This is a genomic window from Paenibacillus sp. Soil750, from assembly GCF_001428045.1.
GTDB lineage: Bacteria > Bacillota > Bacilli > Paenibacillales > NBRC-103111 > Paenibacillus_E > Paenibacillus_E allorhizoplanae.
Map to the genome: position 1 here is coordinate 190,815 of NZ_LMSD01000044.1, position 22,997 is coordinate 213,811.

At 44.0% G+C, this 22,997-nt stretch carries 24 protein-coding genes and 1 pseudogene; 20 read left to right on the forward strand and 5 right to left on the reverse strand.

Translation table 11 applies throughout. From position 1 onward, the window contains the following. Nucleotides 1-59 precede the first annotated feature (59 nt). Complete coding sequence (locus tag ASL11_RS35080; RefSeq protein ID WP_056626035.1) at nucleotides 60-344, forward strand: hypothetical protein; 285 nt, start codon at nucleotides 60-62, stop codon at nucleotides 342-344. 198 nt (nucleotides 345-542) lie between these two features. Next, a complete protein-coding gene (locus ASL11_RS35085; RefSeq protein ID WP_056626038.1) occupies nucleotides 543-992 on the forward strand; it encodes a GNAT family N-acetyltransferase in 450 nt (149 codons plus the stop codon). A gap of 48 nt (nucleotides 993-1,040) precedes the next feature. Here ASL11_RS35085 and ASL11_RS35090 read toward each other — a convergent pair whose 3' ends face one another. Beyond that, nucleotides 1,041-1,538, reverse strand: coding sequence for a hypothetical protein (locus tag ASL11_RS35090; protein ID WP_056626040.1), 498 nt, complete (start codon nucleotides 1,536-1,538; stop codon nucleotides 1,041-1,043). Nucleotides 1,539-2,379: 841 nt separating this feature from the next. Between ASL11_RS35090 and ASL11_RS36925 the strand changes: the two genes are divergently transcribed. From ASL11_RS36925 to ASL11_RS35115, 6 genes are all read left to right on the forward strand, one after another. Beyond that, nucleotides 2,380-2,547 (forward strand): hypothetical protein, encoded by a 168-nt coding sequence (locus ASL11_RS36925; RefSeq protein WP_157257161.1) that lies wholly within the window; start codon nucleotides 2,380-2,382, stop codon nucleotides 2,545-2,547. Between the two features lie 63 nt (nucleotides 2,548-2,610). Further along, the gene (locus tag ASL11_RS35095; RefSeq protein ID WP_082596078.1) at nucleotides 2,611-3,369 is read left to right on the forward strand and encodes a foldase protein PrsA; all 759 of its coding nucleotides are present in this window, start codon (nucleotides 2,611-2,613) and stop codon (nucleotides 3,367-3,369) included. A gap of 34 nt (nucleotides 3,370-3,403) precedes the next feature. After that, nucleotides 3,404-6,445: a peptidase domain-containing ABC transporter gene (locus ASL11_RS35100; protein WP_056626046.1), complete on the forward strand. Its 3,042-nt coding sequence runs from the start codon at nucleotides 3,404-3,406 to the stop codon at nucleotides 6,443-6,445. A 111-nt stretch (nucleotides 6,446-6,556) separates the two neighbouring features. Then, entirely contained in the window at nucleotides 6,557-8,338 is a 1,782-nt protein-coding gene (locus ASL11_RS35105; RefSeq protein WP_056626049.1) for a sensor histidine kinase, read from the forward strand. A gap of 16 nt (nucleotides 8,339-8,354) precedes the next feature. After that, nucleotides 8,355-9,503: a response regulator gene (locus ASL11_RS35110; protein ID WP_056626053.1), complete on the forward strand. Its 1,149-nt coding sequence runs from the start codon at nucleotides 8,355-8,357 to the stop codon at nucleotides 9,501-9,503. Nucleotides 9,504-9,969: 466 nt separating this feature from the next. Then, entirely contained in the window at nucleotides 9,970-10,422 is a 453-nt protein-coding gene (locus ASL11_RS35115; protein WP_063795780.1) for a VOC family protein, read from the forward strand. Nucleotides 10,423-10,481: 59 nt separating this feature from the next. On the opposite strand, the gene ASL11_RS35120 is transcribed toward ASL11_RS35115, so the two are convergent. Next, nucleotides 10,482-10,841 carry a winged helix-turn-helix transcriptional regulator gene (locus tag ASL11_RS35120; protein ID WP_056626055.1) on the reverse strand — a complete coding sequence of 120 codons (360 nt, stop codon included), beginning with the start codon at nucleotides 10,839-10,841 and terminating at the stop codon, nucleotides 10,482-10,484. A 129-nt stretch (nucleotides 10,842-10,970) separates the two neighbouring features. Between ASL11_RS35120 and ASL11_RS35125 the strand changes: the two genes are divergently transcribed. Next, entirely contained in the window at nucleotides 10,971-11,609 is a 639-nt protein-coding gene (locus tag ASL11_RS35125) for an FMN-dependent NADH-azoreductase (protein WP_056626058.1), read from the forward strand. Nucleotides 11,610-11,991: 382 nt separating this feature from the next. Then, nucleotides 11,992-12,333 (forward strand): hypothetical protein, encoded by a 342-nt coding sequence (locus ASL11_RS35130; RefSeq protein WP_056626062.1) that lies wholly within the window; start codon nucleotides 11,992-11,994, stop codon nucleotides 12,331-12,333. 166 nt (nucleotides 12,334-12,499) lie between these two features. Here the strand turns inward: ASL11_RS35130 and ASL11_RS38300 are convergent. Beyond that, nucleotides 12,500-12,910: pseudogene (locus ASL11_RS38300) on the reverse strand (ISL3 family transposase); the annotation flags it as partial. 133 nt (nucleotides 12,911-13,043) lie between these two features. Here ASL11_RS38300 and ASL11_RS35140 point away from each other — a divergent pair. The 3 genes from ASL11_RS35140 to ASL11_RS35150 all read left to right on the forward strand — a co-directional run bounded on the left by ASL11_RS35140 (nucleotide 13,044) and on the right by ASL11_RS35150 (nucleotide 15,196). Continuing rightward, nucleotides 13,044-13,460 (forward strand): VOC family protein, encoded by a 417-nt coding sequence (locus tag ASL11_RS35140; RefSeq protein ID WP_056626068.1) that lies wholly within the window; start codon nucleotides 13,044-13,046, stop codon nucleotides 13,458-13,460. A 153-nt stretch (nucleotides 13,461-13,613) separates the two neighbouring features. Continuing rightward, nucleotides 13,614-13,964 (forward strand): YciI family protein, encoded by a 351-nt coding sequence (locus ASL11_RS35145; RefSeq protein WP_056626071.1) that lies wholly within the window; start codon nucleotides 13,614-13,616, stop codon nucleotides 13,962-13,964. Nucleotides 13,965-13,969: 5 nt separating this feature from the next. Next, entirely contained in the window at nucleotides 13,970-15,196 is a 1,227-nt protein-coding gene (locus ASL11_RS35150) for an RNA polymerase sigma factor (RefSeq protein ID WP_082596085.1), read from the forward strand. A gap of 77 nt (nucleotides 15,197-15,273) precedes the next feature. Here the strand turns inward: ASL11_RS35150 and ASL11_RS37950 are convergent, their stop codons facing one another. Together ASL11_RS37950 and ASL11_RS35155 are read right to left on the reverse strand one after the other, a co-directional pair. Beyond that, a complete protein-coding gene (locus ASL11_RS37950) occupies nucleotides 15,274-15,396 on the reverse strand; it encodes a hypothetical protein (protein WP_261305123.1) in 123 nt (40 codons plus the stop codon). A gap of 230 nt (nucleotides 15,397-15,626) precedes the next feature. Then, nucleotides 15,627-16,208: a TetR/AcrR family transcriptional regulator gene (locus ASL11_RS35155; RefSeq protein WP_056626077.1), complete on the reverse strand. Its 582-nt coding sequence runs from the start codon at nucleotides 16,206-16,208 to the stop codon at nucleotides 15,627-15,629. A 333-nt stretch (nucleotides 16,209-16,541) separates the two neighbouring features. Between ASL11_RS35155 and ASL11_RS35160 the strand changes: the two genes are divergently transcribed. The 7 genes from ASL11_RS35160 (at nucleotide 16,542) to ASL11_RS35190 (ending at nucleotide 22,701) form a co-directional block, all read left to right on the forward strand. After that, nucleotides 16,542-17,711: an MFS transporter gene (locus tag ASL11_RS35160; protein WP_442953123.1), complete on the forward strand. Its 1,170-nt coding sequence runs from the start codon at nucleotides 16,542-16,544 to the stop codon at nucleotides 17,709-17,711. Then, a complete protein-coding gene (locus tag ASL11_RS35165) occupies nucleotides 17,695-18,000 on the forward strand; it encodes a PhnD/SsuA/transferrin family substrate-binding protein (RefSeq protein WP_268796266.1) in 306 nt (101 codons plus the stop codon). The genes ASL11_RS35160 and ASL11_RS35165 overlap by 17 nt, the downstream gene beginning before the upstream one ends. 206 nt (nucleotides 18,001-18,206) lie before the next feature. Further along, nucleotides 18,207-18,632 (forward strand): DUF4304 domain-containing protein, encoded by a 426-nt coding sequence (locus ASL11_RS35170; protein ID WP_056626085.1) that lies wholly within the window; start codon nucleotides 18,207-18,209, stop codon nucleotides 18,630-18,632. A 504-nt stretch (nucleotides 18,633-19,136) separates the two neighbouring features. Continuing rightward, the gene (locus ASL11_RS35175) at nucleotides 19,137-19,694 is read left to right on the forward strand and encodes a class I SAM-dependent methyltransferase (protein ID WP_056626088.1); all 558 of its coding nucleotides are present in this window, start codon (nucleotides 19,137-19,139) and stop codon (nucleotides 19,692-19,694) included. Between the two features lie 490 nt (nucleotides 19,695-20,184). Further along, on the forward strand, nucleotides 20,185-21,099 hold the full coding sequence (locus ASL11_RS35180; RefSeq protein WP_063795781.1) for a CapA family protein: 915 nt from the start codon (nucleotides 20,185-20,187) through the stop codon (nucleotides 21,097-21,099). A 29-nt stretch (nucleotides 21,100-21,128) separates the two neighbouring features. Then, a complete protein-coding gene (locus tag ASL11_RS35185; RefSeq protein WP_063795782.1) occupies nucleotides 21,129-21,860 on the forward strand; it encodes a YheC/YheD family protein in 732 nt (243 codons plus the stop codon). A gap of 511 nt (nucleotides 21,861-22,371) precedes the next feature. Then, nucleotides 22,372-22,701, forward strand: coding sequence for a hypothetical protein (locus ASL11_RS35190; protein WP_056626094.1), 330 nt, complete (start codon nucleotides 22,372-22,374; stop codon nucleotides 22,699-22,701). The last annotated feature ends 296 nt before the right edge of the window (nucleotides 22,702-22,997 follow it).

Here is a 22,997-nt window from a genome sequence, read left to right on the forward strand (position 1 = left end):
ATTTTATGGTAATATAGAGTTATCAAATCATAATAAAGAAACGGATAGAGGTGATAGTTATGAGAAGTTCGATCTTAGTAGCTGGAACCACTTTCTTATTTTCAGGAACATTACTATTCGGTATGGTAAATTTGGCAATTGCTAATTATGTTCCGCATATGGGGGGATGGAGCGATCCTCCTGGAAAACTATCATTGGCTTTGGACGGAACGATGTTAAGAATACCATATATAATTAGCATTTTGTTTATGATTATTGGTGTAACATTGTTAGTGACGGCTATTTTAAAAGAGTTCTCGAATAAGAATTTTGAAACACATGTAAAGGCAGGCTTAGATAGCTGACTAATGCCTTGAAAATATAACTTAGACCCGCAGCCCGTTGCTGTGGGTCTCTTTTTGTTATTAAACTAAAGGGCAGGATAGTTCCAATATGTGTTAAAATTAAGGTGCTTTAATAAAGTAACAGAGTTAAGTGCATGCATAGTGCCTTGTCAAGATATGCAACGGCCTGTAAAGATCTATAGAACTGAGGCGTTAAATATGAAAGAAAGTAAGGTCAGGGAAATTCGAGAAACTGATTATCATGATATTTATTTGCTAAATCAAGCCTTTAACCCGAATTTACATGCATTCTCCGAAGAGAGAGTAAGAGAGAGAATTAATATTATTACAAAGAAAACTAAAGATATCATCTTTGTTTACGAACAAGACACCGAGGTAATCGGATATATTCATGGAAGCCCGTATGAATTACTTTTTTCCGAATCTTTAGTAAACGTTCTGGGATTTGTTGTTAAAGAAAGTTATAGGAATCAGGGTATTGGCGGTATTTTGATTGATCGCCTTGAACAGTGGGGAAAGGACAGTGGATATTCTGGAATAAAATTGTTATCCCACCCAAGCCGAATAAATGCTCATAGGTTCTATGAGAGACGAAGCTATATGTTTACAAAGGATCAAAAGAACTATATAAAAAAATTCGAAGATTAAACTAACTGGGAGCGATAGTTGAGGAGCTTTCATCGAAGAAGCTCCTCTTTAGTTTCTTGAGTAACGGGAGTTTAATATTGGAATGAAGGTTAAATCTTTAGCCGCATCAAACGAAAAGGCCTGTTGCCAGCGAGCCGTATTCTCCGTGATTTCATCCCAAGTGAATCTCATGTGCAGCGGCTTTCCGTCTGGTGTTACTACCACTTGATTAAACACACCAATTTCATTTTTAAACTTTCCGATCAGCGGTCTAAAATCATGAGGGTTGCGATTATCCAGCCATACCAACGACCACTGCTGCGTTTCCTCGTCATAGGCGCGTATCGTCATCCCTTTTCTAACTTCACCATTCGGGAATATTCCTTCAAAATGGTCGATGATGACCTTCCCATCGAGATATTTCTCACCTGTATGACTAGCTTCAAACTCTTCCCAGACACCTTCCTTTTCCGGATACATCGCATTCGTCCGACGTCTATTGCGATTTATCATCGGTTTAAGCGTAAAATCAAAATCATGCATACCAGAACGGATTATATTCTCCATAAGTCGTTCACTCCTAGATGGGATGTATTTTCTATTCCTAACATAGCATTAGAACATATGTTTGTACACTGCTCATATTTCTTATTCTTATAGTCTTAAAGCAATTATTCTCTAACTTCTTGCACGTAATCGTTTCTCTCGGCGTTCGATTGAACTAACGGAGAACGAGTGCATAACATCATGATGCCTGCTTGGGCAATGGAATTGTAGGGGGTCAAACATTATCCCAACACCAAGTATTTTGAAAGGTGTTTAAAAATATGATCCGACTAGACCGAACGAAATTAATTATTTTTGTATTAATTTTATGTATTTGTAGCACATCAATTGAGTTTTTATTATTCCTATTACAACGTATCTTGTTAAAGAATTCATTGACAAACATAACAAATCAATTGGTAACCATTTTAAGCTTCATGCTTATCGGTATAACTACCTATGCTCTATTCAAATCGTTTGGACGGTGCACAGGTCTATTCTTGGGTTTCAATATTATATTGTTAGCAAATTTGTAGCTACTGATGGGAGCATTGAGAGGTTGGGAGTATATTATTGAACTGCTTCATATAAAATATCCTCTTTGATCTTAATCTTAGTTATGGGATTACACTGCAACTCGGAACAATAGTTTAGGATCAGGAGAAAACTGCTAAAAATGCATTTATATATTCTCTGACACAAAGTGAGACATTTGTCCTTTGTCTGAAAAAATTACATCAATAAAAAAACCGCGAAGGCTTGATTCTACGCGGTTTCTCCTATTTTATGGCCGAATTCTTTCATTATTCTTTTATTTGGCTGTAGTAAACTTGCATTATGAATTCTAAAGGAGGTGAAAACAATGGAACAGCCAAAGCAAACGGATGTGAACAAAGAAACGGTAGAGACAAACAAAGCTGCTGAAATAAAGCTCGATAATTTGTCTAAAAAGTTGTCTGAGGAAGAAGCAAAGAATGTGACCGGCGGAGTTAGTGATCCATTTAAGCATCAATCACGTGCTTCATATTAACCAAGGCGCGGGGGATTCCCCCGCGCTTTTATCTAGAAATAGGACGAAAATAAAGGGGGTTTCATGATGTCACTGGATCAGGTCATTGCCCTTCACATAGAAGGAACTAGCTATTCATTAGCGACTGTTCTGCGCTTCACCAAAATGCGTGGACGTTTCAGCGCGATTGAGGATTATGCATCAAATGTACTTATCGCCGCCTACGCCCAAGAGCATCAACTCACAGCTAGTCCGGAGGAGATCCAGAAGGCGGTCAATGACTGGAGAGTAGAGTACGAGCTGTATCAAGCCTCGGAAGTAGAAGGTTGGCTGGCGGAACGTTCGCTTTCAACTTCCGACTTGGCTGACTACGCCAGAATGAAGTTATTGATGGTTCGCGTTCGCGAGCATGTAGCATCCGGCAAGGTAGAGCGCTACTTTGCGGAACATCGTTCTGAGTTCGATGCGGTGGCCCTCTCGCAAATCTTAGTGAACGAACGGGGACTTGCGCGCGAGCTTAGATTCAAGACGATGGAGGGAGCCGAGTTTTTCTTGCTTGCACGCGAATATTCGACGGATGAGTTATCAAGGTTTGCGGGAGGGTTTGTCGGTCGCAGGGAAAGAAAGGAGCTTCCCCGAGAGGTACATACGCAAGCATTCGGGACGGTTGCCGGGACGGTTATCGGACCACTTGAAATCGACAAACAATTTTACGTGATTAAGGTTGATGAAGTTTATCCAGCGGAGCTGAACGCCGACATTCGATCGAGAATTGAACAGATCTTGTTCGAGGAGTGGCTTTCTTCCAGACGTAAGCAAGCAAGCGTACATATTCTGCTTTAGGAACAAGATTAGGTCATTGGGGATAAGGTGAGAGATGGAGACAAATAAACAGTTCACCTATATGGAAAAAATATCTTTATTTAGCGTGCTTCGTTCGGATGAAAAACAAAGGGTGTCCCAACATGCTGAGATCGTGCAATTCTCCATCGGACAGACGATCCATGAAAAGGGCGACTTATCGGAGTCTCTTTACTGCGTCGTCTCGGGAGAAGTCCGGATGATCGAAGAGCAGTCGAACGGGAAGGAGATTAGCCTTGGTCTATTGTCGGGAGGGGACAGCTTCGGATGGGGTAGCGAGATGGAGCAACCAAGCCCCACCATCACCTACAGCGCTGCAGGGAATGTACGACTGCTAGCCATTCCAACAGAGAAGCTTCGTGAAGTGCTGCTGCATAATCCCGGACTTGAGCATCTGCTTACGACCTACATGTCTTCTCGTGCCGTCTCCATGTTTTTAAAACGGACGACTTTGCTATCTTTCGATGATCATCAAGCCATTCGGACTTTTCTGGAACGGATGACTGTGACCAAAGTGGAAAAAGGGCAGCCGATCGTGCGTCAGGGAGACGAAGGAGACGCATTTTACATCGTTCACTCCGGGCATTGCGAGGTAATCAAGGAAGAAGACGGTACTATAATAAACCGTCTTATCCCGGGCGATTTTTTCGGAGAATTAGCGCTTCTTACAGGGGCGCAACGTAAAGCTACGGTTGTAGCCAGTGAGGATGCTCAGTTGTTTCGGTTAAGCAAAAATGATTTCGATCATATGATCGTGGAGCACCCTGCTCTGAAAACAGCGATCGAGAGCATTTCCGCCAATTATGTATCAAGCGCTTCCAAGTATGGGGAAGACGACACGATGGAATTGGAGGCTGCTCCCGGCAAACCAACTCTCTGGCAAACGGTTGAAGTGAAGCCTGCAAAACGACGATTCAAGCTGCGCAAATATCCGTTCCTTTTGCAGCAAAATGAAATGGATTGCGGTCCTACTTGTCTTGCCATGGTGATGGCGTACTACGGATCGCGCATTCATCAGAATCGGATTCGGGAGCAAACAGAAATGTCGCGTTCCGGAAGCTCGTTGTACGGCTTGACAGAGACGGCAGAATCGCTCGGTCTGGCTGCCCAAGGCTTTACAATTCAGCTCGATGAGCTTGCCGATATGAGGCTGCCAGTGATTGCGCATTGGAAGGGCGAGCACTTTATCGTCGTTTATGAAGTGACCAAAACCCATGTTACCGTTGGTGATCCGGCATATGGTTTGGAAAAAAAGAGCAGAGCGGATTTTCAGGCTGGTTGGAGCGGGACGATCTTAACTCTCACGCCAACGGAGCGACTAGCATCTCATGAGCGTATTCGCAGTCCAATAACGCGGTTTATCGCATACGTGATGCCGAACAAAAAAGCGTTGCTATCACTCTTAGTCACGTCATTGCTCGTGCAATTGATCGCCCTTGCGATACCGATCATTACGCAAGTCATTGTAGACAAGGTGCTTGTAGATAAGCACACGGATCTTCTCCAAATGCTGTTGATCAGTATGCTTGGGCTCTCTGTTTGTTATATCGTAGTCAATTCGTTTCGAAATTTTTTAGCAGCTCAAATCGCACTGCGTATCGACATCACAATGCTGGGAGATTTCTATAAGCATTTACTCAGCTTGCCTTTATCGTTTTTTTTGGCACGCACAATCGGCGATTTGACAAGTCGGGTGGGCGAAAACAAGAAAATACGCAGAATGCTGACAACCGGGGCCGTGCAAATGCTGCTTGATGTATTGACGATCCTCATCTACGGAACACTTATGTTCGTCTATCATATCAAATTGTCGTTTATCGCGTTTGCCATTATTCCGTGCTATATCGCGCTAGTGCTGCTCTTTTCACCGCTCATGCGCAAAAACAGCCGCAAACAATTCGAAGCGGAGGCGGAGTCCCAAACGACGATAGTCGAAGCTATTAAATTGATCTCGACCGTCAAAGCCCTTGCCGCCGAATCTTCCATAAGATGGAAGCTAATGGACAACCTGCAGCTTGCTTTGAAGCAGCGAATGAAGGCCATTCAATTACACGTAGCATCTGAAACGATTACGAACAGTATTAAAACGATCGGCAACGCCTTGGTGCTCTACAGTGGCGCGGTTTTCGTTATGCACGGTCAATTGACGGTCGGGCAATTTGTTGCCTTTTTGTCGGTCTACTTTACAGTTACACAGTCGATAACTAGCATGCTGGAGATGCTGAACGAAATTATGGAAGTGCGAGTATCGATGGAACGAATCGACGATGTCTTTCAGGCCCATCCGGAAGAGCGTGAGTCGCAAAATATGCGAAGGCTGGCTGCGCTGAAGGGACACATTCAGTTCGACAATGTGACGTTTCGTTATGAAAAGGACGGCCCCAATATTTTGCAACAAATTAGTATCCGCATACTACCCGGGCAAACCGTTGCGATCGTCGGAAGAAGCGGGTCGGGCAAATCAACGTTTGCCAATTTGCTGACGAAGCTATTTACGCCGACAAGCGGGACGATCCGTCTTGATGGACACGATCTCAGGCAAATTCATGCCGCTTCATTGCGCCGTAAAATCGGTATCGTCCAGCAGGAAAGTCGAGTGTTCCGTGCGACGATTCAAGACAACATCGCGATTCGTTTTCCGTCCGCTACACTAGAAGAAGTCGAAGCAGCCGCCAAGTTGGCAGGAGCTTACGAATTTGTTACCGCTTTGCCGCTCGGTTTCAAGACGATGATTGGCGAAGGCGGATTAAGCTTATCAGGGGGGCAGCTACAACGGATCGCCATTGCAAGGGCGCTGCTTGGCGAGCCGAGCATTCTTATATTCGATGAGGCTACAAGTGCGCTTGATTCGGAGTCGGAACGGATTATTCAGCAAAATATGGATTCGATAATGAAAGGACGCACCGCTCTCATCATCGCTCATAGATTGAGCACGGTGCAAAAAGCAGATCTCATTCTCGTTATGGATCACGGAGTGATCGTGGAGTCTGGCTCCCATGCCGAGCTTACCCAGGCTCAGGGTCTTTATTATTACTTAGTTAGTCAGCAGTTAAGTTGAAAATACGATCAATAAACCGAAGATTCATAATCGAAATGAGCTTGATAATAGCTTAATTTCGCGTTACGCTATTCATCAGACATTGTCTGAGAGTTGATATAGGAGACAGCTGTGGATAAAATACAATGGATGTCATTACTGCTTTTTCTCGCAGCGGCGCTAATGGTGTACGTCGCATTCCTTTCTTACCAGAAACGCCATCTACCCATCGCTAAAACGATGATTCTAATCATGGTGGGAGCGGCTTGCTACGCAACAGGCTATGCGGTCGAATTGCTTAGCCGAAATCTGTTCGAAGTGAAGCTGGCGCTTCAAATTGAATATTTGGGTATTCCTTTCGTCTCTACGCTATGGTTCTTTCAGGTCATTCAATTTACGGGGACAGCGGCCCGATATCGAAAACGCCTTGCACTGGTCTTATTCGTTATCCCAGCGACTATTTTTTTTCTCCATTTGACTAACGATTGGCATCACCTGATCTACAAGAGCTATAACTTGAATGAGGGAACTTCGGTTCCTTTGTATAAGACGGACAAAGGCCTTGGGTATGAAGTACACACCCTCTATAATTATTTCGTTATAATGTGCGGTTTTTTTCTGTTTATCCCCATGTACTGGCGGTCTTCTCGAATCGTGCGCAAGCAAGTCATCGTACTGAGTATGGGTGCTGCCGTGCCCCTGATGTTCAATATGTTATTGTGGTTCGGAGTCATCGTCGATTTGACACCGTTTGGATTCGCCGTGTCGGGAGTCGTCTATGTGTGGGGGATTTTGCGGTTTAATCTGCTTAAGTTTACCCCGCTTGCGTTGACTCAAGTGTTCGACACGATCCGGGATGGGGTCGTCCTGCTCGATTACGAGGATCAAATCGTCAGTTACAACAGCGCAGCCGAAGAGGTGCTTCCCGAACTCGGTTTGACTAAGCATTACCCCGCTTACGTGGGTGAGGTTCTGCCTTCCAGTCCGAAACTGGTTGAGCACATTCGCACTGCCAGCACCGGAAACGAACGCTTCTCATTTCAAAGATTCCATGCAAACTACAGTAAGCATTATCACTGCAATTTAGCGTTCATCTACGATTCGGGCACTCCGATCGGAAAAATATTGATGTTCAATGATATTACGGAATTGAAGGAAAACGAGACTCGATTGCGTGAGAATGCCAGACAGCTATCAGAGTTGAACACGTTCAAGGACAAGATGTTCACCGTCGTTGCGCATGACATTCGCGATCCGATCGCAATCCTCGTCAGCCTAACCGAACTACTCGGTGAAGAGCTTACTGCCACCGAAGCCCAGCATGTCGAAGTGTTCCGAGAGCTCCAAGGACAAGTGCAAGGCACGTTCAATCTTGTTGAGAATTTGCTCGACTGGTATCGCAGCCAGAAAGGGAGAGTCGTATTTCGACCGTTAGACTGGAATTTGCAGCAAGTCGTTCGACAGTCTCTGTCGCTTGCCAGAGCGAAGGCAAGCATGAAGCAGATTCGGATGACGGAACGAATCGACGAGAAGCTTGCGGTTAGCGCGGATAAAGAGATGCTGGATCTCATTCTGCGAAATTTACTCTCGAATGCCATCAAATTTACGGGATTCGGCGGGGTGATTGAGATCGGAGCCGTACAGGAAGGCGATCGGATCATCGTGTCCGTATGCGACAATGGAGAGGGAATTGATGAGAAGACCGCGGAAATACTGAGTCTGAATGAACAGTTCTTCAAAATGCCGGTCACCGGAGACGATCCTGGAAATATGAGATTCGGACTGGTACTTGCCAGTCAATTTGTTAGCATTCATGGCGGCAGCCTTTGGTTTAACAGCGCACCCGGAGTTGGGACGACCTTCTCCTTCACCTTGCCCGGCCAGGTTGGTGGTAGGAAGCATTCTAACAATTGAAAGGTGGTGAAGTAGCATGAAAGTGATTTTAGTGGACGATGAGCCGGCGATGCATTTGATTCTGCACAAAATGCTGGATAAGATACCCGGGGTTCATGTTGCGGGTGCTTTTACAGATGCGCTGTCAGCAGTCTCCTTCTTAAGCGGGAACGACGATATCGGCCTGGCTTTTGTAGACATCTCGATGAAAGGCGAGAATGGGATGGAGTTCGCCGCCAAGATGGAAGAGTCTGGTTCTACCATGCAAGTCGTCTTCGTCACGTCTCATAAGGATTTCGCCCTAGAAGCTTACGAACTGTCCGTCTTGGATTACTTGGTCAAGCCGGTTTCCAAGGAGCGGCTGCAGCGGACGGTAAATCGCGCTCTATCGAACTGGCAGCTTTTACGATCACAGCCACTGCAAGATCTGGCTTCCCAGGATGTGGGGCAGGTCGTCATAACGGCTCTCGGAGACTTCGCTGTCAGAAATGAAGCAGGCCGCGTAAAGTGGATCTCTAGAAAGTGCACGGAGCTGTTTGCTTACCTGGTTCTTTATCGTGGCAGACGTATTCCTCGTTCGAGACTAATTGCTGATATTTATGGAGGCATGGACCAAAAGGGTGCGGAGAATTATCTGAATACGACTGTGTATCAATTGCGCAATTCTTTGGAACCTCTCGGCATGCGTGGGATTGTACGATCGGAGAACGATGGCTACGCGCTCGAATTGAAGGATCCCTTTATTGATTATGTGGAATTCGAAAAACAAGTGAAGAAACTGCACTCCATTGACGTTGGAAATGTGGATAGAGCAGTGCAGATTGAACGGCTGTATACCGGAGATTTGTTTGGAGACAAATCCTATTTGTGGGCTACTGACGAAATGGAGCGCTATGCAAGGTTGTACGCATCATTTTCAATAAAGCTTGCCACAGCACATATTTCTTTGCGCGATATGACCTCTGCCTCCAAGCTGCTGCTCAAGCTGAAAGAACGCAATCCGTTTGACGAATCTGTCATATCTCTTCTTATGACGATATGCGAGCAGACCGGGAACAGAAAAGGATTGACCGCTCTGTATACCGGTTATGCTCGGCTTCTCAGCCTAGAGCTTGGCATTCATCCTTCCGAGGAGCTGATTCAGCAGTATGAGTTGTTGGTAAGCCTATTTTCCGGTAGAAAATAAATAATTTTGTCAAACAAAAAAAAGCGTAAGGTGTATTTGATTTTACTTCGAAAGAAACCGCCGAGTTCTTATCACAAGCGGAAGGGACCGTCCAGATGACTATTTGGCGTGCTCGATTGAGATTACAGAAGCTTGCCTGTCAAATTGAGGTAGCTAGTAAAGATCCTTTTGAGAGGGAAGTTCCGAAATCGTACGCCTCACAAATGGATTTGGATAGGCTCGTCGAAGCCTTCAAATAGAGAGACCTTAGTGAGATATGCAGGTGTTACCTCGATTTGGCCAAGATACGGGTGAAAATCAGCAACATCCAATTGGTAAATGGGAGGATCGCTTTCTATTTTGAAGATCCAGACAGGAACCAATTTATGGTGACGGAAAACTTATTTTAAACCCTCTGTTTGGTTTTCGGTGAATGTGTCGTTTATTAGTTAAGTTCACATTAATACTTAAGGAGGAGATATTTAAAATGAGTAAAAGCCCATTTTTTGGTGTTGGTATTTTCGTCCCGGTCAGCGACCTGAAACGATCAACTGAATGGTATACCCATGTTTTAGGATTTGAAATCATGCATAAAGATGATCTGAACGCTACTGTGACAATGATGAATAATAACAAAATAATTTTTTGTCTCGTGCGTTCCTACAACATTGAACAGAAACCATTTCCGAAAAATGATTATGGTGTAGGACAGTATTTTAACTTTCATACGCAAGATATTGTGATTGAGACGGCATATAAGCTTCTGCGACAGCGAGGAGCCGATGTTGGTGAGATTGAGGAGTTCGACGGAATGCGAGGATTTTCACTAGAGAAAATGGGAGTATTTAAGAGCAAAACGTTTCTCCATAGAGAGAGGATAGTTCGGATTTATAGATCTTCTTTAATTCTGGCAGGCCGGGCTGCCGGACATGCCTCGTAATCACTTTCGTTATATTGTTACTCGGAGTAGAATGAAACGGACTAGCGTAATGTCGAACGCTAGTCCGTTTCTGTTTGTTCATTTTTCTCCTTTTTGAGCTGTTTTCGCTCAACATGGGCCACTCCCCATTGGTGTAAAGTTTCCAAAATCGGAGACAGGCTCATGCCGTATTCCGTGATGGAGTATTCTACTTTCGGCGGGATTTGCGGATAAATGACTCGTTTAACAATCTCTTCCTCTTCCAATTCGCGCAGATGGAGCGTAAGCATCCTTTGAGTGATATCGGGTAACAATCTTCTTAGCTCATTGAACCGCAAAGGTTTACCTTGAAGCAAATGATAAAGGATGATCGGCTTCCATTTGCCGACGATCGAATCCAGCGCCACAACGAATTGACATTGGACAGGGTTCTTTTGCATACATAGGCCTCCGTTACAGTACCTTTTTTAATACTATACCACATTATTGTGCGTACTTAAAAATTGTAAGTATATATAATATGATTATCCTTGAAAGTATAACTGATTACAGAAGGGAAGTTATGATTCATGGCAATCGTATCGTACATCACTGCACACCCTCTCGATCCTCAATCATCGTATAGTCTCGCGGTAGGCAAAGAGTTTATCGAAGCGTACCGCGAGGCTAATCCGAGAGATGAAGTTGTTCATTTGGATCTCTACAAAGAGAATATTCCGCAATTTGATGCTGATGTTTTAAGAGGTTGGGAAAAGCTTCGGTCGGGTTCATCTTTCGAACAACTGACTGATGCTGAGAAGTCAAAAGTGGCTTGTCTTGAAGCGATTGTTGATCAATTCGTGGCTGCTGATAAGTACGTATATGTTTCCCCGATGTGGAATTTCACGATCCCACCGGTTTTGAAAGCATACACTGATGCGACTTCAATTCCGGGTAAGACTTTTAGATATACCGAAAACGGCCCTGAAGGTCTGTTGACCGGTAAGAAAGTCTTACACATTCAAGCTAGTGGTTCTGTTTATTCGGAAGGTCCTTTAGCTCCACTTGAAATGGGATACAGCTATCTGAATAAGGTTTTACAGTTCTATGGGATTCAATCTATTGAGGCAATTTTTGTTGAAGGAACGGCATTAAAATCACAAGAGCAAGCTCAAGCTATTAAAGAAAAAGCAATTGCACATGCTAAGGAAGTTGCCAAACGATTCTAATCGGGGGACCGTTCTCAAACCGGAATCCATAAGAGCATATCCAACAAAAGTGAAGTAATGCTGCGAAGCTGATTCCGATTACTTTCGGGGGGAGTCCCATTATCCACAGGAAATCAAGTTGCGTATATTTCCCAAATAAAAAAATGCTGTTGAAGTATTTCAATAGGCTTTTTATTGCGCTAACGGATAATGTTTGTTCAATAAGGATTCATAAAAAAATAAGACAATTCTGCAATCGTTAATTCAGTAGTAGGATTGTCTTTTCTATTGATCACTAAATTCAGGGAGCATTTTGCTGCGGCAGCTGCTCCCTTTTTCTATTAACATTCTAATCGTAATAACTTTTTTGTTTGCAGGCTGTAATTCAAAAGAAGAACCCCATATGCCTGACCAGATGCCAACTGACTTTGCTTTCTCAGTTAGCTATGGAGTAGGAAGTAAAAATAAAATCGATTCCTTTCATGGGATGGTGGTTAAAGATTTAATTGGTGATGGAGCAGCTAATGCCGAGGTGACCTTTTCAAATGAAGAATTAATTAGTATTTATCAAGCTATGAAAGAGATTAAGGTATTAAACCCAAAAGAACTAGTTGCTGACACGAGTTGTAGCGCAGAACCACATGCAGATGATGTGTGGAAAATTAGGATAAATGGTATTGTAATAAATATAGAGAACACGACTCGATATTGCGAAATTACAGAGGGATGCAAAACAGTTTTTTGAATTGCGAAATTTTATTTTTAATATTGTAAAGAACAAAGAGGAGTATAAAAAATTACCAGAAGCAAAAGGTGCTTATCTATAAGATAGCAGTCTTCAGTTAAACGGGTACCATCAAAATTTATTTAACGACCATTCAACTAACGAAAGAACGATAGTTCAGTCTTTAAGGAACGGCTTCCTGATGCAGACGTTGCACAGTGCTCGTCGGCGCTTGCTGCATGCGGGCGCTATGCACCGCTGTTGAGCCGAGCGCTTGCTCCACCGCAAGGGAGCGAAACAGCTTGCTGTAGCGTTGTTTGTGCCCCACGAATTCGTAGGTCCATCCGAATTCGGCATGACAAGTCGTACAGAACAAACGAATCGCCGGTACGTGCAGATAGGATTTTCTCTTGAAGACTGACAGATGGCGTACGGTTCGCGTCCCATTGGTACCTTTGCGAATCAGGCAGATCGGGCAGCTTTGAAGATGTGCGACGGGAGTGGCGTCGATATGAATTTCATTGTGATCGACAAACAGAATCTGGCTTACGTGTAACTCTGGTATGTTGAGAAGTTCGTTGATATACTGGGTTTGCACTTGTGGTTGGGGAATTACAACAATACAGGAGTGGCAGGAATCAAGTAGACCGATGAATTCCCGAATCGGCTTTCGTCTAAATAAACGAAGGCATCAATGACAACAAACCAATTTGACGATGAGGTGTTTAAAAATGGCATTAATGTCCACATTCACGAGCTTCAATCTGCCTGTAAACAACGTAGAACAATCGAAGGCGTTCTTCACCGGACTCGGATTCGAGCTCAATTCGCAATTCCCCGAGAATGAGAAGTCGGTAGCCATCGTGATCGGCGACAACCTGCAGGTCATGCTGCTCACCAAAGAACTTTTAAAGTCGCTCACGCAGAAGGAAACCGTTGATACGGAAAAGTATGCGCAAATGACGATCGCATTGGCCTTCGAGAGCCGAGAAAAGGTGGATGAAATCGTGAATACTGCAGTCTCCTTGGGTGGGAAATCGTACGAAGAACCTGAGGATTATGGATTCATGTATCATTGGGCCTTCGAGGACTTGGACGGCCATATGTGGGCAATCAACTACATGAACATGGATGCAGTTCAAGGTTAAGGATAACGGAGAGCGCACTCATACAAGCGACATCGGGCCATCTGACATTCAAAAAAAATATTTTCGCATGATGTAGAAATCCATCGAACTGGATCGTCATTATAGTGAAGACATGAAACAACCCCATTATGAATGTTGAGAGGAGCAAAAACCATGAATTACACACTGTTAATGTATGAAACGACGGAGGATTTCGCCAAACGAAAAGATCCGATTCACAAGGAGGCATATGCCGCAAGCTGGGCCCATTATGTCAAAGCGATGCTCGATTCAGGCATTGTTGTAAACGGTGCAGGTCTCGAGGCCCCCGAAACCGCAACCACGCTTAGCCTCAGGGGTGGTGAATTGCTGGTTCAGGATGGCCCGATCACCGAAACCAAGGAGCATCTTGGCGGTTTGATGATCATCGACGTACCAGATTTGGACACCGCATTGGAATGGGCAGCACGTTGTCCCGGTAGCTCGGTTGAGGTTCGCCCTAACTTGCATCCAGTTTCGTTATGAGCACCATGCATGCTCATCAACTGATTGAACAGACGGCCCGTGATTCCTACGACCGTCTGGTTGCTTTTCTGGCTGTGCGCTGGCGTGACCTAGCAGCAGCGGAGGATGCGCTTGCCGACGCTTTCCTGGCCGCGCTTGAATCATGGCCTGCGACAGGAGTGCCAGATAATCCCGAGGCCTGGGTGCTTACTGCTGCGCAGCGCAGACTGATCGACAGTACCCGGCATGCCAGGGTGCATGCTGGTGCGGAACAGACTTTGATCGCAATGGCGAAAAATACGCAGAAATGGTCCGAAATCGAAGCGTCTTTTCCGGATGAACGGCTCAAAATGCTGTTCATTTGCGCCCATCCCGAAATTGATCCAGCCGTGCGTACACCGCTCATGCTCCAGTCTGTACTTGGCCTTGACGCAGCCCGCATTGCTTCTGCCTTCGTTGTTAAGCCTGCAACGATGGGGCAGCGGCTTACCCGCGCGAAAGCGAAACTGAAAAGCGATGACATTATATTCGACTTGCCTGGGAAGGACGAATGGCCTGAGCGCCTTGAAGCTGTACTTGAAGCTGTCTATGCAGCCTATGGAAGCGGCTGGGATGATGTGGCAGGTGTAGATCCACGCCGGAAAGGAATGGCCGAAGAAGCGATTTTCATGGGAAGACTGATCTTACGGTTCATGCCGGGAGAACCGGAAGTGCTGGGATTAATGGCGCTTATGCTGCACTGCGAAGCACGCCGCCATGTGCGGCGTAATGAGGCAGGTGACTATGTTCCGATAACTGAACAGGATCATTCTCGTTGGTCAGTCATGATGATCGAGGAGGCGGAATATTGCCTTCGTGTTGCTGCGCAAGGAAACCGCATCGGGCGGTTCCAACTTGAAGCGGCGATTCAATCCGTGCACGCCCAGCGTGCCTGGACTGGCCGAACGGAGTGGGAAGCGATCGCATTGCTGTACGAGGGGCTCGTACGTATCGCGCCAACGATCGGCGCAATTGTCGGCCGGGCGGCAGCCGTTGCTGAGGCGTGTGGGGCCGAAATCGGGATGGCGCTGCTGAAAGAAGTGCCGGCCGATGCGGTCAAGAGCTATCAACCTTATTGGGCCCTAAGCGCCCATTTGTTCAAGCGGATGCAGAGGTTCGAACAAGCCCGTGCCGCGTACAGCCGCGCCATCGGATTGTGCATGGATCCTTCCATCCGCGAGTTTCTGGAGAAGCAAGCTGGAGAATGTGAGTAGTCAGGTCTGTCGTCATGGACGTCTAAATCCAGGGACAGATCTTTTTTTGTTTTGTTCTCAAAATGCGATTGACATATTCACACGGGCTCCACGATGGTTACGGCATCAAGTTTCATTTCAATATTAACTTCAGATGTTTTGCCGATTTCGTTCGGTGAGATTGATCCGATAACAACACGCATCGTTGACGGCTGTGCCATGGATAATTGCACCCGCTTATGATCATCGACGCAGCGGGCATAAGATAGCACGATTTTACTAAAGGTTTTTGCTCACTTATGATTAAACTATCGGGCAGATTAGTGCAATAAAAATTGTTCATTTCGTATATCATAGTTTGTACATTGCGTCTTATGAGTTAAGAATTTTTTGATAGGAGTTGAACATTCTAAGTTAAGTTCATGATAGATTTTATAGAACTACCCAACATCTACTTAAGCAATGTAAGTATAATCTCTACAGAATTATTAATAAATGATCGTTCTGGACGAGATTTCATCAATACGGTAAGTCCGATTAACGATACAACAAGTGTCTGTGCTAATGCTTTTGCGTTCATGTCGGTTTCAAGCTCACCTGATCGTAAACCTCGTTCAATTGCTTCTTGAAATATAGCAGATAGATACATCTGATGTTCCCTTGTAAGAATTTCAAATTTCTCATCATGAGGAGCAAGTTCCACCATCGTATTAATGCAAAAGCATCCCCGATTGCAACTTTCAGAGTATCCTTCTTCTACAATACCCTCAAATAAAGTGCGAAATCCTTCTTTTACAGATGAACGATTCTGAAGTTTAGCTCGGACATTGGAAGAGTGATAGGTTGTATATTTCCGTAGCGCGGCTTCGAATAATTCTTTCTTGTCACCAAAGGCGGAGTATATGCTTGGCCTCTGAATTCCCATTCTGGATGTTAAATCACTTAAAGAGGTAGCTTCGAATCCCTTCTCCCAATATATTTGCATAGCTGCGTCTAATGCAATGTCCACATCAAATTCCCGTTGCCGAACCATGAGAGCACCTCTTTCCATATCGTTCAGTATGTTATGATTTTAAGCTTTGAAGGATTTGCTGTCAAATCAAAGCCCCTTCAAACAATAATTTTTGACAACCATCTCTTGACAGTATGTATGTGTGGCGAGTAATATTTACACAGCATCATAACATACTTATCGGTATAATATACTGATTGGTATTTAATTAATTTAAAGAAGATTGGAGAAGATGTGTGAACAATGGAGATGCTATCAGAAAATGCGGCAGTTATTGCCGGAAATGATTGCGATATAGTAGAGGCTACAGCACAAGGAGCATACACCGTATCCGATTCCATTCCTGTCACTAAGATGTCTCGTTATTTGGCACTGTTATTTGCAACCGCCTGCGGGTTGGCTGTCGCAAATATCTACTACGCACAACCGCTGCTGGACGCCCTGGCGAGCGAGTTCAGTATTGCGCATTCATCCGTGGGCATTGTCATTACCATTACACAGATATGTTATGCTCTGGGACTGCTGCTGTTGGTACCGCTCGGCGATCTGCTGAATCGACGTCGGCTGATCCCCGGTCTAATGCTATTATCCGTATTGGCTCTTATTGCGGTTGGCATCGCCCCAACCAGCACGGTGCTGCTCACAGGCTTGGCTGCGGTTGGACTGCTCGCTGTAGTAACGCAGGTGCTCGTGGCGTTTGCGGCGACTTTGGCTGCTCCTGTCGAGCGCGGAAGAATAGTCGGCTTAGTGATAGGCGGAGTAGTGATCGGCATTCTGCTTGCGCGAACCTTCGCTGGCGTATTGACCGATCTCGCCGGTTGGCGTTCGGTTTATCTCGTCTCAGCGGCGTTGATGCTCGTCATGGCTGGCGTGTTGTTCCGTGTGCTGCCGCATGATGAACGCATAAGAGAGTCACTAACTTACCCACAGTTGCTTCGTTCGGTAATCGCTTTGTTCTTGCAAGAACGAATTTTACGCGTCCGCGCAGTACTGGCTTTGCTGATTTTTACCGCGTTCAGCACATTGTGGACTTCGCTGGTGTTACCTCTAAGCAGCCCGTCGCTGTCGCTTTCGCATACGGCTATTGGAGCGTTTGGTCTCGCTGGAGTTGCCGGTGCGTTAGCGGCATCTCGGGCAGGGCGGCTCGCCGATCGAGGTTTAGGACAGAGGACCACCGGAGTCGCGCTTAGCTTGTTGCTGGTATCCTGGTTGCCAATCAGCTATACCGAACACTCGCTGCTTGCATTGATCGTTGGAATACTCCTCCTTGATTTGGCGGTGCAAGCCGTACACGTCACGAACCAGAGTTTAATCTATAACATGCGCCCAGAGGCACGCAGTCGACTCACTGCCGGCTACATGATTTTCTATTCCATAGGAAGCGCCACCGGTTCAATTGCTTCGACCAGTATCTACGCTTACGCTGGCTGGAACGGAGTATGTTCGTTAGGTGCCGCTGTCAGTGCTTTGGCCCTCTTATTCTGGGCATTGACCTGCCGTCCGCGGTCTGTCATATCGAAATAATAATCGTGCCTCGCTTAGCCCATCGCTTAAAAATTATCCGAAAATAATGGAACAGACACGAGTTGTTGCTTTTACCGAGCGGATTCCGAATGATACGATCACAGTACGCTCCGATATGAATGCCATATGGAGAATGAAGCTCGAGGATGCATTTATCACATTAGCTTCCGACCCGCAAGTATGGAAGATTTTCAACGATGTATTTGGACATCGAGGGTACACGATATCTACCGATAAGAAATTTGATATCGTTCGTGAGGCCATATCTTTGATGGTGAAAAAACCTTAGTTCAGATTAAACGAATGCGTAAAAAGAGTGCAATTACTAAAATATAAGAAGGCTGCTGATGATTGTTCAGCAGCCTTCTTAACTAAAGGGCAGATTTCGTTAATAAAGCATCACTTAGAGGAATTATTTAATATTACACCGAAATTCGTTACATTCCCTGATATTACGTGTTCAAGACGATAATCTGACCAAGAGGTAATACTAAAATGAGAACAAGTGAGTTCAGAAAGCTAATCAAGAAGCATCTAGCACCGACATTAAACGAATTTGGATTTATTGGCACAGATCATCATTTTGTTAAGGATACCAAGAACCACGTAATTAACGCTATCGTGATTCAAGCTGATAAAAATGGTGGATCCTGCGTTGTAGATCTTGGGGTTCATTTGGACTTCCTTCCCAATACAATTAAGGAATATATTCCTTCTAGTAAACTAACCGTTTATGATTGTGAATTCAGAACTCGATTAGTCAATGAATTAAAATGGTTTCAGAAAAATGTACTACGTAATAAGGAACGTGAAATTTGGTTTCGGTATGGTCATACAGAGGAGGAGTCAAAAACTGTAATACAGGAAATGAAAGATATGATTTTAAGTCAGGGAACAAGTTACTTTTCACAATTCAATTAGACGAGTTATTTAACCGTTTCTGGGGACTTGATAATATAGGTAAGGCAACAGGGTTGCTTCAAGACTTAAGAGAGCTAGTCGATTGTGCTAACGTAGGAACTATAAATCAATACAGACCACAACGAGGCAGCCGGCATTAACCGACCGCCATTTCAACAATCGGGCAGGGTTCTTGGGTGGTATTTATTCTTTGTTACGTTTTATCTAGTTACTTCGATTTCTTCTTAGCTGCTGATCTGCCTTGTTTATATGGATCATCCGATGGCGGTGCTGCATGCTGTGAGCCGTTGGGTTTAATCGAATCAGCCATGTTCATTGCTCCTTTCCTGAGATGTGTAACTAGTATATGAATATATTGTTTTATTATCCAAATTCGTTCAAGCTAACTGGCAGTTATCTTCAATAACAAATAACCATAGTAACCTAACAAAAATCCATTCTTATCCTTATTTCTAAGCGTTACACTGTAATTAATTAATGCGAAATCAGGATGGTGGTATTTAGATGAAAGTTATAATTGGTGCAGGAGGAACAAACTATGATGGTTGGCTCAGTACACAAAAGGATGAGTTGAATTTACTTTCTTTGGAAAGTTGGAACACCTTATTTAAACCGGGGAGTATTAATGCACTGTTGGCTGAACACGTGTGGGAACACTTAACTTATGAGGAGGGGATTGTAGCTGCGAACCATTGTTATGAGTTTTTAAAACCAGGTGGGTACATTCGTTGTGCCGTTCCGGATAAAAATTTCCATAACGAAAGGTACCAACAGATTGTTCAAGTCGGTGGACCTGGTCCAGCTGACCATCCGGCGGCAACTCACAAAATAGTTTATGACGCGAAAACATTCGTAGAAGTATTTGAAAAAGCCGGGTTTGAAGTATCATTGTTGGAATATTGTGATGAAAAGGGAGATTTTCATTATATTTACTGGAACGAAGTAGATGGAAAGATAGGAAGATCCTTTCGATTTGATACAAGGAATTCTATCGAAGGACTTGGTATGGTTTCCATTATTGTAGACGCAAAAAAGCCATTGATAATAAAAAATAAGATCTGAGTGTTTTTCACATCATCTATGAGAGAGGTAAAAGTTTCAATTAACGCAGAACTATTGTGTAATAACAGGGTGGTAAAAGTAATTATGGGTGGTTGGCTCATTTTGCTGGAGAACATTCGTTTGATAAAATTAACAGATGGAAACTTTTACTAGCGGGGCGTTCTAATGAAAATTGCCTTAGAGCTAATTGAAAGCATGTTGGTTAAGTAGTTCAGTTCAGAGAAAAAATGGACTCTTCAAAAGATTTAACAATTGTCCGAAGAAGATATTACTGAGAATTTCAAATCAAGGAGCTGTCAACAGACAGCTCCTTTTTATTTTTCCAATGACAGATTGGACAGGAGAGTAAAGATATAAAGGATTTGAATGCGAAAGCCAAGCTAATTCAGACTTGAGCTTTTTATTTCTACTGGCCGTTCCAAGGGCGCCCAACTTTCAAGCATTTCGCTTTTCTACCGCATAAGGTGTAATCATGAGAGGAGTGGGTGGATTGACGACAATCACAATCGCTGCAGTCGGGGATTTATTGATGAAAAAGAAGATGATCGCTTCAGCCGCACGGGAAGGCGGATTCGACCCTATTTTTTCCAAAGTAAAACCTTATCTGCGGAAAGCTGACTTAACGATTGGCAATCTGGAGACGACATTCTCCGGCAACGATTTTCGCGAAGAGCCCGGGAAGCTATTGTTCAATACCCCTGACGAATTCGCTGCTTCGCTCCGAAACTTGGGCTTTGATGTGGTAGGCACAGCCAATAACCATTGTATGGACGGGAAACGATCCGGTTTGAGACGAACATTAGATGTCCTCGATCGACATGGCCTGCAACATACGGGAACGTATCGCTCTGCACAGGAGGCCCGCCAGAAACTAATTGTTAACGTAAAGGGAATAAACATCGGAATATTGGCTTATACGAAAGGCACAAATGGGATCTCAGTGCCAGAGCCATGGTTAGTCGACCGGCTAAACCATCAAAAAATAATAGCAGACGTACGCAGTTTGAAGAGTAGAACAGATTTTATCATCGCTTGCCTACATTTTGGGAAAGAATTTCGAACATCTCCGGACCGCAACCAAATCAGGCTCATGCAGCTGCTGTTTAAACAAGGTGTTAATGTAGTGCTAGGAGCGCATCCCCATGTACTGCATCCGATAAGAATGTATAAGGTGAAGGACATCGACGGACTCATTAGAAATCGGGTAGCGGCGTCTTCTCTGGGAAATTTCGTATCCACCGAACTTCCCCGGCATACCGCTAGACTGAGAGGAACAATCTTAATGTTAAAAGTTACGAAAAATGAAAAAGGAACAACGGACGTGTTGAAAATGTCAAATGTACCAACCCGCATTTTGCAAAATGCAGGGAAGAAAAACGTTTATCGGATTGTACCGGATTGGTAGAACGGTTATCAACAAATAGGGGTGAAGGTATGGGTTACTGGAATAACAAGCTAGGCAAATACAAGGCGTTATTAACTAATGATGAACTAGCCCTTAATCTACCGCCAACAATCCTTGCAACCGAAGCAAACGTGGAGGGGATGTTGGAAAAATATCACACTGTCTATCTAAAACCGAGTAATGGCACCGGAGGTTATGGTATTTTTAAGCTGTCTCGTACTGATTCCAGATATCGGTTGGAGAACGGCACACGGCACCGTTCATTCGCAACTTTTAAAGGAGCGTACGTCGCTTTCCAGCAAGCAAAAAGTAAAAAAACCTACTTGGTGCAGAAGGGTATACCCTTACTCCACTATCAGGGACTTCCGTTTGATCTGCGTATTATGGTTCAGAGAAACCGCAAGCGTAAGTGGGAGGTAACCGGTATCGTGGGACGATTAGCCATGCCTAATAAGGTCGTGACCAACTACCATAGCGGGGGTAAGCCAATGCCGGTGGGAAAGCTACTTTCACCGTTTATTCCTAAAAATGAGCAAGTTTCCTATGTTGAATCATTAAAGGCGCTAGGAGTTAGGATCAGTAATCATATGAGTGGAATTTTCCCGAATTTTAGGTCGTATGGGGTGGATATAGGTATTGATAAAGAGATGAAGCCTTGGATCATAGAGGTCAATACTCGACCAGATAAATACATTTTTAATGCCCTTTCCGATAAGCGGATGTATCGCAAAATTATACGTTACGAAAGATTCACAAACTAACGAAAAACTATAAGAATGAATAAATGCGAATAAAACGTATCTATGTAGGCGAAAATGGAGAAAAAGGAAAAAGGTGGACAAATGAACCAAAGAAAAGATGACTTGATGAACAGCGAAGATTGACGCAATTTTAGTAGAAATAACACTCAAGCATATACGTCAAGGAAGTTACGAATTAAAGGCATTTTCAGAAGCTGCCGAGCGTATTGGAAACAGTATCAGCGCGTGTTCATTCAGGGTGGAATTATATACTTGCATATCTTTTGGATTTCTAGTAAAAAGCCCAAGTCAAACATTTATGACATCAAGTTCTTGTCATCCGACAATAATAGAAAACTGTCCAATGACACAAAAGTGCCTACATAAACCAATTCGAAAAAGCTTGAGAAATCAAGCTTTTATTTTTTTATGTAGGTAAATTTGTGTCAGTAAAAAATGCACAAATCTCCCTACATTGTAGTCTTGTGACACAAAACTACCTACATAGATATTGCCTTTTGGAGGTCTATGTATGAAGGAGTTAGATGTTAAGCAAATCAACAGTTTATTGGTCGGAACAGGATTGGCTTGTGAAATTAGTGCATCATCAGATAATAATCGTGCATTCGTAAAAGTACAAGTTATTGAAAATCAAAAATATTTGAATAGCCAAGATAAAAATGTTGCCCAATTTTTTCTGCGGAAGTATGAAGTTCCTGCGGATTATATTGAAAATGATTGGGACGTTACAGAAGAGATACTTATCGGATCAGTTCACATTATTGGCATTGAAGGAATTAAACAGCTTGAGTTTCATCTAAATATGTATGGGAGAAAAACTACGCTAACTTGGGAACGTTAGCTCAATAAACAGGGAGCTGATTGCCCCGGCAGCTGCTCCCTGTATTCATTAGAGTAACGGGCAGTTTAACGTGGAATTCCTAAAGTTTAAATATGGTTTTAGATTTGATGTTCTATCACCCCTATCATTCACCAAAATTAAAATTCGATCGAGGTCTTCGCCAAAGCGACTCGAACACATAATATTTCAATTACCATTGGGAGATTTTTTCATTCTTCACGTTCCCCTTTTTATGAGAAACAAGAAAACCCACCAAATCCTTGGCAGGTTTTCTCGTTTGAATATATTCAGTATCT

Excerpts from the sequence above, each read along its gene's own strand:
- ASL11_RS35080 (WP_056626035.1), top strand. The coding sequence starts at position 60 with ATGAGAAGTTCGATCTTAGTAGCTGGAACCACTTTCTTATTTTCAGGA.
- ASL11_RS35085 (WP_056626038.1), top strand. The coding sequence starts at position 543 with ATGAAAGAAAGTAAGGTCAGGGAAATTCGAGAAACTGATTATCATGAT.
- ASL11_RS35090 (WP_056626040.1), bottom strand. The coding sequence starts at position 1,538 with ATGGAGAATATAATCCGTTCTGGTATGCATGATTTTGATTTTACGCTT.
- ASL11_RS36925 (WP_157257161.1), top strand. The coding sequence starts at position 2,380 with ATGGAACAGCCAAAGCAAACGGATGTGAACAAAGAAACGGTAGAGACA.
- ASL11_RS35095 (WP_082596078.1), top strand. The coding sequence starts at position 2,611 with ATGATGTCACTGGATCAGGTCATTGCCCTTCACATAGAAGGAACTAGC.
- ASL11_RS35100 (WP_056626046.1), top strand. The coding sequence starts at position 3,404 with ATGGAGACAAATAAACAGTTCACCTATATGGAAAAAATATCTTTATTT.
- ASL11_RS35110 (WP_056626053.1), top strand. The coding sequence starts at position 8,355 with ATGAAAGTGATTTTAGTGGACGATGAGCCGGCGATGCATTTGATTCTG.
- ASL11_RS35115 (WP_063795780.1), top strand. The coding sequence starts at position 9,970 with ATGAGTAAAAGCCCATTTTTTGGTGTTGGTATTTTCGTCCCGGTCAGC.
- ASL11_RS35120 (WP_056626055.1), bottom strand. The coding sequence starts at position 10,841 with ATGCAAAAGAACCCTGTCCAATGTCAATTCGTTGTGGCGCTGGATTCG.
- ASL11_RS35125 (WP_056626058.1), top strand. The coding sequence starts at position 10,971 with ATGGCAATCGTATCGTACATCACTGCACACCCTCTCGATCCTCAATCA.
- ASL11_RS35130 (WP_056626062.1), top strand. The coding sequence starts at position 11,992 with ATGCCTGACCAGATGCCAACTGACTTTGCTTTCTCAGTTAGCTATGGA.
- ASL11_RS35140 (WP_056626068.1), top strand. The coding sequence starts at position 13,044 with ATGGCATTAATGTCCACATTCACGAGCTTCAATCTGCCTGTAAACAAC.
- ASL11_RS35145 (WP_056626071.1), top strand. The coding sequence starts at position 13,614 with ATGAATTACACACTGTTAATGTATGAAACGACGGAGGATTTCGCCAAA.
- ASL11_RS35150 (WP_082596085.1), top strand. The coding sequence starts at position 13,970 with ATGCATGCTCATCAACTGATTGAACAGACGGCCCGTGATTCCTACGAC.
- ASL11_RS37950 (WP_261305123.1), bottom strand. The coding sequence starts at position 15,396 with ATGGCACAGCCGTCAACGATGCGTGTTGTTATCGGATCAATCTCACCG.
- ASL11_RS35155 (WP_056626077.1), bottom strand. The coding sequence starts at position 16,208 with ATGGTTCGGCAACGGGAATTTGATGTGGACATTGCATTAGACGCAGCT.
- ASL11_RS35160 (WP_442953123.1), top strand. The coding sequence starts at position 16,542 with ATGTCTCGTTATTTGGCACTGTTATTTGCAACCGCCTGCGGGTTGGCT.
- ASL11_RS35170 (WP_056626085.1), top strand. The coding sequence starts at position 18,207 with ATGAGAACAAGTGAGTTCAGAAAGCTAATCAAGAAGCATCTAGCACCG.
- ASL11_RS35175 (WP_056626088.1), top strand. The coding sequence starts at position 19,137 with ATGAAAGTTATAATTGGTGCAGGAGGAACAAACTATGATGGTTGGCTC.
- ASL11_RS35185 (WP_063795782.1), top strand. The coding sequence starts at position 21,129 with ATGGGTTACTGGAATAACAAGCTAGGCAAATACAAGGCGTTATTAACT.
- ASL11_RS35190 (WP_056626094.1), top strand. The coding sequence starts at position 22,372 with ATGAAGGAGTTAGATGTTAAGCAAATCAACAGTTTATTGGTCGGAACA.